A 7,967-nucleotide genomic window follows, 5' to 3' on the forward strand; every position below is an offset into this window, starting at 1 on the left:
TCAATTATTTTACTTATGCTTTAGGTTTGGGTGGTTCAATGCCACGCCACATGTCCGTTTCTAAATCGAAATAAGGTTGGATATCTTGGACTAATTCTAAGACACCTTTAAATGCTCCTTGTGAATCGCGAACAGTCATATAGGTAACGTGGATAAATTGGCCATCACGTTTAAACCACATTTTAACCTCATCTTGTTTACCACTGCGTAAAACTTCAAAGACTTGTTTTACTCGTTCAATTAATTTGGGGGGATGGCAGAGTTCAACATGGCGTCCGATTTGGCTGGGATTGCGTTTAAATAACATCTCTTCAAAAGGGACATGATCATTGTAATATTGAAAAATATCTTCTTTATTAACAAAAGTGAGTTCAATTGGTAAATGATTTAAAATTAAATTAGCTTGTTCTACACTGAGATGCCCATTGCCAAATGGTAGCAGTTGGTCGCGAGAAATCGTGTCCTTTGATGGTTGTTTAGGTTCAAAGGTAATCGTAAAGGTACCGTCTTCTGTTTCAATCGTACGTGTCGTTGGCTCGTTTTGCAACGCGTTGGCTCTTGGACTTTGATTAGGGGTAGCCGATTCGTTTTGCGACGAGGTAACTCTTGCGTTTTGATTAGGAGTAGCCGATTCGTTTTGCGAAGACGTGGCTCCTACACTTTGATTAGGGGCAACATGATTACCATCTTGTTTTAAAGCTTCTATTGACGCATCATTTTGAGTGTTTTTATCAGTGATAATTGCATCCATTGTTGTGGTTTGATTTTGAAAGTCTACTCGCTCTGGTTGCCATTTTGCTTCAGGCTTGATAATAGCATAACCGTAGGCATCACTTTCAGCCATAACTTGTAACCAGTCATCTTGACTAAAGGTTTCAAGTAAAATCATTAATAAAATAGACTCTTCTTTAAAAATCATCTCTAAAAATTCCGTTTCAAAAACATAAAATTGTTCGATAGTTGTCTCAATCGGAACAGTTGGATATTGTTGAAAGGATTGATAAGCGCGATCAAATAATTCACGTATTTCATCGTCTACACCCCACATTACTTTTGGGGGCGCTTCATGACCGTATCGTTCCATGATTGGAAAGATAACAGATTCTTTGCGATCGTAGTGACGTTTAAATTGACCTAATAATTGGAATTGACGGTTGAGCCCTTGTAGCAAGCCGTCTTCAACGGTTGTATTACTGTCTTTAATAGCTGTTAATAAACGTTTAACGCGAATAAGGGCAGCACGTAAGGCAACGTTTTCTAATTTAAAGGTATGAACTGGGTGTCCTGGTTGCTCAGTATCGTTAATAGCTACTTCATGAATCGCTCCTTTAAAAAGATTGGCATGAACATTACATAGTTTCATCACATCTTCAAAGCCAATACCATGGTCACCATTCATGAGTTCATGTTCCATTAATGAAATTTCAATAGCACTTACACCGGTAAAGTGCTCATTAAATAATGCTTGAACCGAATCGGGAGAAGCACCATGATGTAGTTTTAGTAAAATGTCTTTTAATATTTCAATCCGTTCAGTCATTTTTGTCAGCTCCTTTTATTTCATAGCCATTCCATTGAAGTGTTTGGATGATTAATTGAAGTGGGATTCGGGCAATGCGAGCGCCATTTCTTAAAGTGGTTTTACCAGCCAATGCGTTGAACATCAGTGGATTGGCTAATGGTTTAAAACCGAGTTCTATTAAAATATCTTTTACTTCAGGATAGGTGGTACAAATATCCTTTACTGTTTGGTCTAAATCAATGATATTATTCATGAGCATTTCGTCCTACTTTTCTTTTTATATTAAAATAGATTTCCAATAGTGAATCTACCAGATAAACACCTAAAGCGATCGCACCAGCAATTAATAAGGCTTGAATAAAATAATGCGCCATCACTTCATTATCCCCTTGGATGAAGTGGAAAGCTGTTTGATAAATTGCAGCCCCTGGGACTAAAGTGAAAAAGCTTGGTATATAAAAAATCGTCACCGGTGCTTTAAACCAACGGGCAAAGATTTGTCCAATAGCTGACATCGTCATACAAGCCAGTAAAGTAGCGAGCGGTGCAGATAAAGATTCGAGTAATAGTAAGTAAACGGCATATCCGATGGTACCGCAAAATCCAGTTTTAAATAAAAGCGCTTTTGGTGCTTCAACTAAAATTGATGCCGTAATGGTAATCACATAAGCTGCTATAATTTGAAATAAAAATTGCATTTAACCCATCACTCCTTTTGATAAGAATAAGCCAATCGCAACGCCAATGGCTAAACTAACCGCAATTACAAGCGCATCAGCAATCCGAGCTAAACCGGAGTTATAGTCGCCTTTTAAGGCATCACGAATACCGTTCATAAAAGCTGTTCCAGGATATAAAGGCATTAATGCCGAAATAATAATGATGTCACTTGAAACCGGCATTTTACTATACGACACCACTATCGGAATAATAAAAGCGGTGATTGAGGTTGAAAAAATACCATACATAAATTGATTCATACCGGACCAATCGCGACCAATCCGTGAAAAAGCGACAATTAAGCCGGCAATAACGGAAATAAGGGCCTCCATCCAATTGCCACCTAATAGAATAACAAAGGCAATTACCATCAAAATAATAGCTAAATCTTTACTATAAGCAGTGTACTCAGAGTCATCAATAAATTCCAAACGTTCTTTGGCTTGTTCAATGGTGATTTCACCGCTAGCCAGATCTCTAGAAACATTGTTAACATGGTAAATTTTTCTCAAATGATTGCCACGTTCAGTAATACGACGGACTTGGGTAATCGGCGTAATACGAGGGTCACTATCATCTAAAGTCATATAAAGACCGGTAGTGGTGGATACTACTTCTGTAATATTGGCACCACTTAACTGCAAAATGCGACGCACTGTATCCTCGACACGATAACTTTCGGCATGGCTTTCTAACATGATTCGACCAGCTAGGGCAGCCACATCAGCATATTTTTTATATTTTGTTTGCATCATGAACCTCCAATGTGACAATAATAAGTACAGTTTCATGTTAACACATTTCATTGTAAAATGTGAGATTTTTTAATCTCACACGCGTCATCTCCTGATGTATTTAAATTTAAATTTTGATATAATAAAATCAATAACCAGGATAGGAGTTATGCTATGAGTAAAAAGAAAAGAAATTTAAAATTAGTAGTTAATAATAAAAATGACAATCATAACGTTCAAAGTCAATTTTTTAAAAAAGAATGGTTATTTCCAAGGGCAAGTAATTATAAAACCCTCCATAGTTATATTTCATACTTAGATCAACATAATAGTCCTAGAAGATTATTACAGATTAATTATTTAGAACAAGCTTTTTCACATTACTTTGATGATTTAAGTAGTCATAATCTTAAATTAGTTAAAAAGAAACGCGACTTTCAAGCGGTGATTCAACTCGTATTTTATGCGGCTTTTGATAATTTTGCAATTGGTCGTTATGAAGTGGCTTTACGTTATTTTCATGTTTTACTGTATAATTTTGATGACTTAGAAGCTGAATTAGATTTTGAATTACCAGAGACATTAACCCCTTATGTAGTCTCAGCAGCTCATCTAGGGTTAGTAGAAGAATTTGACCGCTTTGCGAGTGTGTATCCGATGGTAGATCAGTTGTTAATCTTCCGATTAGCGAAATTATATGCTCATTATATTAATGAAGAATACCTTGAAATGGATGAGGAGCTTAAACAGCTTGATGAATTAAATCCTGATTATATTGATGCCGTTTTATATAATGGTTTAATTGAAAGTCATGTTGAAAGTGAGATGGATATTGATTTTTCGATTCATCCATCATTTGATGATTCATTTTATGATGACGAAGACATCGAAGAATATGGGCCAGCACCATTTCCAACACCGGCTTACGAAGAATTTGTTAATCATCTCATAATTTTGATGCAATTTGGCTTGAAAGGGATGGTTTTAGTTGATTATATTCGAACGCGTATTGATCAAGTCATTGAAGGACGCAGCGAAGAAATGTTCAATCGCGTTACCACCCGTTCACTTGAAAAAGATCGTCAAGAGGGGCTGTTTGTTTTAGATGAAGTTGGCACTCGAGAACGCGACTTGTTAAAAAAAGCAGGATTAGTATCATTTGAAGACTTCTTATCGGTAACGGAAGCAGAGGTCTTAGCCATCAAAGGTGTGGGTCCCAAAACAATTGAGATTTTGAAAGCGAATGATGTTGTCTTTAAAGATGAATTAGATGATGAGTAAGTGCTGGGTTGAGGTAAGGTTCAGAATCTGGTATCTATAGTAAGTCTGAGATGATTCGTGATGACTAAATGGAACGACAGGGATAGTAATTGTCAGTTTGATATGAAATCAGCACTAACATTTATCAAAAACAAATAATTTAGGTTAAGTAAGGTCATACAAGTGGTTCACAACCTTTACTTAGCCTTTTTCTGGTGAAATTAAAGGTTTGACTCAATGTTTCAATGAGCTATAATAATGTTATACTTTGATGACAGGAGGGGTAAAAATGTCGAGTGAATTAAATAAAATTCCCATTGTAGTAATTGGCGGGCCAACAGCAGTTGGTAAAACAGCCCTAAGTATTGAGATAGCGAAGGCTTTTAATGGCGAAATTATTAATGGAGATAGTTTACAAGTTTACCGTCAGTTAAATATTGGGACGGGTAAAGTAACTCCCGATGAAATGGAGGGCATTCCTCATCATTTACTTGATATTTTAAACCCAGATGAATCATTTGATGCGTCTAAATTTAAAGAACTCGCAACGCAAGCTGTTTTGGATATTCATCAACGAGGCAAGTTACCTATCATAGTGGGTGGGACCGGATTATATTTAGAAGGTTTATTATACGGACTAGGTTTTGGTGGCAATAAAAGTGAAGATGACCAAATTCGCAAATCTTTAGAAAATCAAGCAGCCACCATGTCAGAAACGGATTTTTGGGAATTATTAAACCAAAAAGATCCTGCAGCTGCTCAAAAGATACCACCGCAAAATACGCGACGGATTGTTCGTGCACTCGAAGTGATTGCTACGACCGGTAATTTATTTTCTGAGCAAGAGGAGCATCAAGCACAAGCAAAAGTATTTGATTCTTGTTTATTAGTATTGGATATGCCTCGTGAGCAGTTATATGAACGTATTAATCAACGCGTCGATTTAATGATAGCACAAGGATTAGAAAAAGAAGTTAGACAAATATACCAACAGTTTGACGGTGAATTAGTCAATGGCATGAAGGGCATTGGCTATAAAGAGTGGTGGCTGTATTTCAAAGGCGATCTATCACAGGAGACTGTCATTAATCAAATAAAACAAAATTCACGACGTTATGCCAAGCGTCAGTTAACGTGGTTTAGAAATCGATTAAAAGATGCTCATTGGATTGATGCAAGAGAAAGTTGGCCAGAAGCACAACCGCTTATCGAATCGCATTTAAAAAAGGAAAGGGATACTCAATGATTGAGATAGAACAACGACCTGAGAAGGTCTTAATTTTTGGGGTGCAAACCGAAAATTATAGTGATGAAAAATTTCAGGTGTTGATGAAAGAAATGAAGTCATTAACTGAAACTGCCGGAGGCATACCGACCGTTGAAATGACTCAAAAACTACCGAGACTGACTTCGCGTTCAGCCGTTGGTAGTGGTAAATTGAGTGAAATTAAAGATGCTGTCAATAAAGAGGAGATTGATTTAGTCATTTCGATGAATGTTTTAACACCTAGCACCAATCGTTATATAGAAGATCAATTAGGCGTAAGAGTTATCGATCGAATTCAATTAATTTTAGATATCTTTGCGATGCGTGCCAAAAGTCGTGAAGGTAAATTACAAGTTGAATTAGCCCAATATGATTATTTATTGCCCCGACTTCAAGGCCGTCGTGACTATTTATCACGTTTAGGTGGGGGTATCGGTACGCGTGGTCCTGGGGAAACCAAACTTGAAACTGACCGTCGTCATATCCGTACAATGATGTCTCAAATAAAAAAAGAATTGGTAAAATTATCCGATCATCGCGAATTGACACGTTCAAGAAGACGTAGTGGCTCTGAGTTTAATATTGGTTTAGTGGGGTATACCAATGCCGGTAAATCAACTATTTTAAGGGAATTGACTGATAGTGAGACTTATGTTGAAGATCAATTATTTGCTACTCTAGACCCTTTAACGCGTAAATTAACGATTAATGGTCATGATGGCTTTACTTTGACTGATACCGTTGGCTTTATTGAAGAGTTACCCACAACTTTGATTCAAGCTTTTAAATCAACTTTAGAAGAAATGCGTTATGTTGATTTACTCTTACATGTCGTCGATGCATCCAGTGCTGATCGTATGATGCATGAACAAACTGTTTATAACTTAATCAAAGAATTAGAGATGGATCATTTACCAATTTTGACCGTTTATAATAAAAAAGATAAAATTGAAGGCAATTTTGAACCTACTTTATTCCCCTATGTCACAATTTCAGCTTTAGAAAAGGATGGAGTAGAAGCTCTAAAACAAAAAATATGGGAAGAAATTGTGCGAACGAGTGAAAAATTTGAAGTAGAAGTGGATCCTCAAGAAGCGGATTTATTAGCATTATATCGTCAGAAAACCTTAATTGAATCCTTGGAATTTGATGAAGAAAATCAAGTATATATTTTAAAAGGTTTTAGACGTAGTGATAAAGAATTAGATAAGGAGCGCTAAAAAAATATGATAACCATGAAAGATATTATTGAAGAAGGACATCCCACATTAAGATCGGTAGCCGAACCAGTGGAATTTCCATTATCAGATGAACTAAGAAAGACAGCTTTAGAAATGCATGAATTTTTGGTCAATAGCCAAGATGAAGAGATTGCTGAAAAATATGATCTTAGACCTGGAGTAGGTTTAGCTGCTCCACAAATTAATGTAAATAAACAAATTTTTGCTGTTCATATTATGGAATATGATGAAGAGGGCAATGAAGTAGGACCCATTTTGAGCGAAATCATCTTTAATCCTAAAGTGATTAGTCATTCAGTTCAACAAGTTGCCTTGAAAGAAGGGGAAGGTTGTTTATCGGTTAATCGTGAAGTTAAAGGTTATGTACCGCGTCCTAAACGTGTGAAATTTACTTACCAAGACATTGACGGCAATGAACATACCTTAAAATTGCGTGATTACGAAGCAATTGTAACGCAACATGAATTAGATCATTTAAAAGGCATCTTCTTTTACGATCATATCAATGAAGAAAATCCATTTGCTCTAGACGATAACTTAGAATTATTATAATTCAGCATTTGATTAATGGATAAATAAGAGACAAAAACAAGTAACTGTAATGGATTCCAAAAATGGTCAACATTTGATGGTATCTTTTCATAAAGGCTGACAAGTCCTTGTGATATTACAATTGCTTGTTTTTATTTACTTGTTTATTTTTCTAGCTGTAGATCGAGTATTTTATCGTAACGGTTGATGCGATAATTTTTTAAAGTAAAGGCTAGAATTTAATCGTCTAAAGAGTATGACCGTCAATTTTTGGAAGAATAAGGTATTATTACGCATTAGACATTTAGAGGTTTAATTTTCTTTGCCCACGTTATATTCTTATTGTACTTATTTAAAATATGGGGTTGACCCTAATAGAGAAATGACGTATACTATAGTAGTTGATTAATTATGTCATTGTAGCTCAGCTGGATAGAGCATTCGCCTTCTAAGCGAACGGTCGCAGGTTCGAATCCTGCCAGTGACGTTAATATAACAAGGTTTTCTTAAAAACTACGCTTACAAGCGATCGGACCTCTTTCTGAAAAATCCCTTAAAAAGGACAAGCCAGAAAGGGGTATTTTTGGCTCTATGTCAAGTAATGTTGGTAAATAGTAATAGTTGCACTTGGACGCTTGTTCAAGTGCTCTTTTTTTACTGAAAATAAGGGCTCTATGTCAAGTAGTGTTGGT

General features: G+C 36.1%; 8 protein-coding genes and 1 tRNA gene. 5 read left to right on the top strand and 4 right to left on the bottom strand.

Features of this window, described 5'->3' with window-relative positions; genetic code table 11:
* Window positions 1-13: 13 nt before the first annotated feature.
* The 4 genes from HMPREF2811_RS11775 to HMPREF2811_RS08815 are packed head-to-tail and all read right to left on the bottom strand — an operon-like array spanning window position 14 to window position 2,994.
* A complete protein-coding gene (locus HMPREF2811_RS11775; RefSeq protein WP_071409014.1) occupies window positions 14-1,540 on the bottom strand; it encodes a DUF438 domain-containing protein in 1,527 nt (508 codons plus the stop codon).
* Window positions 1,533-1,775, bottom strand: coding sequence for a DUF1858 domain-containing protein (locus tag HMPREF2811_RS08805; RefSeq protein WP_071409015.1), 243 nt, complete (start codon window positions 1,773-1,775; stop codon window positions 1,533-1,535). The genes HMPREF2811_RS11775 and HMPREF2811_RS08805 overlap by 8 nt, the downstream gene beginning before the upstream one ends.
* Window positions 1,768-2,220 (bottom strand): threonine/serine exporter family protein, encoded by a 453-nt coding sequence (locus tag HMPREF2811_RS08810; protein ID WP_066126571.1) that lies wholly within the window; start codon window positions 2,218-2,220, stop codon window positions 1,768-1,770. The genes HMPREF2811_RS08805 and HMPREF2811_RS08810 overlap by 8 nt, the downstream gene beginning before the upstream one ends.
* On the bottom strand, window positions 2,221-2,994 hold the full coding sequence (locus HMPREF2811_RS08815) for a threonine/serine exporter family protein (protein ID WP_071409016.1): 774 nt from the start codon (window positions 2,992-2,994) through the stop codon (window positions 2,221-2,223).
* A gap of 156 nt (window positions 2,995-3,150) precedes the next feature.
* Here HMPREF2811_RS08815 and HMPREF2811_RS11120 point away from each other — a divergent pair, with 156 nt between their 5' ends.
* The 5 genes from HMPREF2811_RS11120 (at window position 3,151) to HMPREF2811_RS08840 (ending at window position 7,762) form a co-directional block, all read left to right on the top strand.
* Complete coding sequence (locus HMPREF2811_RS11120) at window positions 3,151-4,257, top strand: hypothetical protein (protein WP_084802100.1); 1,107 nt, start codon at window positions 3,151-3,153, stop codon at window positions 4,255-4,257.
* Window positions 4,258-4,525: 268 nt separating this feature from the next.
* Window positions 4,526-5,482, top strand: a complete 957-nt coding sequence (gene miaA / locus HMPREF2811_RS08825) for a tRNA (adenosine(37)-N6)-dimethylallyltransferase MiaA (protein WP_071409017.1) — start codon at window positions 4,526-4,528, stop codon at window positions 5,480-5,482.
* Window positions 5,479-6,723 carry a GTPase HflX gene (gene hflX / locus HMPREF2811_RS08830; protein ID WP_071409018.1) on the top strand — a complete coding sequence of 415 codons (1,245 nt, stop codon included), beginning with the start codon at window positions 5,479-5,481 and terminating at the stop codon, window positions 6,721-6,723. Before miaA ends, hflX begins: the two co-directional genes overlap by 4 nt.
* A gap of 6 nt (window positions 6,724-6,729) precedes the next feature.
* Window positions 6,730-7,296 (top strand): peptide deformylase, encoded by a 567-nt coding sequence (gene def, locus HMPREF2811_RS08835; protein WP_071409019.1) that lies wholly within the window; start codon window positions 6,730-6,732, stop codon window positions 7,294-7,296.
* A gap of 392 nt (window positions 7,297-7,688) precedes the next feature.
* Window positions 7,689-7,762: transfer RNA gene (locus HMPREF2811_RS08840), tRNA-Arg, on the top strand.
* Window positions 7,763-7,967: the final 205 nt, after the last annotated feature.

Origin of the sequence: Globicatella sp. HMSC072A10 (assembly GCF_001811625.1) — a bacterium.
GTDB lineage: Bacteria > Bacillota > Bacilli > Lactobacillales > Aerococcaceae > Globicatella > Globicatella sanguinis.